We start from the raw sequence: 1,470 nt of genomic DNA on the forward strand, positions 1-1,470 counted from the left end.
AATGTCCCTTAGCATTAGCAACTTCTGTTGTAAAGTCTAAGGCTTTATAGCTATCAAGAATTCTATTAATTTCATTCATATTAGAACCAACCTTTTGTTCTAATACATTTAGCATTTCATTTAATACATTTTTTAATTCTATTAATTGAGGATTAGCAGGAATTGCACTAATTCTTGCTGTTAGATTGCCACCTTCAACCTCTCTAACGGTTTCTACTGATTGTTCTACTGCTTTAGCATCTTGTTCTAATGCATTTTTAGTTTTAGTAATGTTTTCATTAATAGCTTTTGCTATGATTCCAAATTCATCGTTACTTTTAACATCTATCATAGCAGAATCTTTAGTTTTATGATTGATAAAGTCAAAGAAAGAACTAAGACCATTTTGTATAGCTTGTAAAGGTGATAGATAATAAGAAATGATAAAATAAAGCAAAACAATACTTATAATACTTGTAAAAATAACAATAATGGCTTGTATATAGGCTATTTTCTCACTTGATTGAGAAATTGTATCAATATAAGCCATGTTACATACTGTATATCCATCTATGTTATCACACATTGCAAGTCTTTCATTTCCTTCTTTGCTAGTATAAAAGAATGGTTCACCATCTTTTACTTTGCTAAATCCATCTGCTACAATGGCAACATTTGGATCGCTTCCAATATAATTTTTATTTGTTGAAACAAATGAAAAACGATTTTTATCATAAATAAAAGACGCACCTGGCATTTGTTTAAGACTATCTTCTAAATCTTTAACCAAAACATCGATTGCTAATACTCCTATAAAATTACCATCTTTATATATTGGCATGGCATAAGTAAAGCAAGGCAAGCCTGTTGTAACATCAATATAAGAAGGAGTGATATATAGGCTATTATTTTTCATTGCCTCTATATAAAATTCTCTTGTTCTTGCATCATAATTATCAGCTTTTCCATAAATTCCATAGTCTAAGCCTTTGCTATCGCTATCTGGATCACTTACTATTAATTCTCCATTTGGTTGGGCTAGATAAACAGCTAGAAAATTACCAGAATCTCTAAATGATCTTAATTGATAGCCTATGTTGTCCATTAATTTTTCGGCAGAATTTAAATCAGAATAAGGGTGTCTAAGTATAGTTTCGCTTAGCTTTTTTAACGAATCAGACGTATCATCTTTGAAATTAATCATAAGATTTTTTGTAGAAATTAAACGATTTTGTTCAGAATTAACAATTTCTTGAAAAAGAGCATTTTTAACAAAAATAAATGTTACAATTCCTAGAATCAAAAGACATACAATTGCTATGATATTTGCAATTAAAGCAACTTTTATTTTAACACTTTTCACTACTTTTCTCCTAAAATATTTTTGTAATTATAAATAAAATTTTTACAATGAAAATTTAATTGTGATTTAATATTGTAAATTCCACAAAAGACAAAAAGATTATGAAATTGATAGATTAAATTTGAAAT

At 27.8% G+C, this 1,470-nt stretch carries 1 protein-coding gene; it reads right to left on the reverse strand.

Annotated features, from left to right (window positions below; all coding sequences use genetic code 11):
• A partial coding sequence (locus L8U98_RS08160) for a methyl-accepting chemotaxis protein (RefSeq protein WP_263725506.1) occupies positions 1 to 1,342 on the reverse strand: 1,342 nt, incomplete at its 3' end.
• Positions 1,343 to 1,470 lie beyond the last annotated feature (128 nt).

The sequence above is a fragment of the Campylobacter sp. RKI_CA19_01128 genome, from assembly GCF_025771175.1.
Taxonomy (GTDB): Bacteria; Campylobacterota; Campylobacteria; order Campylobacterales; family Campylobacteraceae; genus Campylobacter_D.